General features: G+C 38.2%; 1 protein-coding gene. It reads right to left on the bottom strand.

Features of this window, described 5'->3' with window-relative positions:
- Positions 1 to 643: transposase family protein (locus tag AB2B50_RS09675; protein WP_320693332.1), on the bottom strand; the 643-nt coding region annotated here is incomplete at its 3' end.
- Positions 644 to 659 lie beyond the last annotated feature (16 nt).

Raw genomic sequence — 659 nt, 5'->3', positions numbered from 1 at the left:
GACTAAACATATCCATAGTAATGATTTTCACCTGACAGCGAACGGTTCTATCGTAGCGAAGAAAGTGATTTCGGATGATAGTTTGTGTCCTGCCTTCAAGAACGGTGATGATATTGAGTTTTTCAAAATCTTGTGCAATGAAACTCATCTTTCCCTTAGTGAAGGCATACTCGTCCCAAGACATAATCTCAGGAAGACGAGAAAAATCATGCTTAAAACGGAAATCATTGAGCTTTCGGATAACAGTTGAAGTTGAAATGGCCAGCTGATGGGCAATATCAGTCATAGACGTCTTTTCAATTAACTTTTGAGCAATTTTTTGATTGATAATACGAGGGATTTGATGATTCTTCTTGACGAGAGAGGTTTCGGCGACCATCATTTTCGAGCACTGATAGCACTTGAATCGACGCTTTTTCAGAAGAATTCTGGTAGGCATACCAGTCGTTTCGAGGTAAGGAATCTTAGAATGTTTTTGAAAGTCATATTTCTTCATTTGACTTCCGCAATCAGGGCAAGATGGGGCGTCGTAGTCCAGTTTAGCGATGATTTCTTTGTAGGTATTCATATTGATGATGTCTAGAATCTGGATATTAGGGTCTTTGATATCGAGCAGTTTTGTGATAAAATGTAATTGTTCCATATGATTCTTTCTAATG

The sequence above is a fragment of the Streptococcus fermentans genome, from assembly GCF_040888305.1.
Taxonomy (GTDB): Bacteria; Bacillota; Bacilli; order Lactobacillales; family Streptococcaceae; genus Streptococcus; species Streptococcus fermentans.
This window is presented reverse-complemented; position numbering and strand designations above follow the sequence as displayed.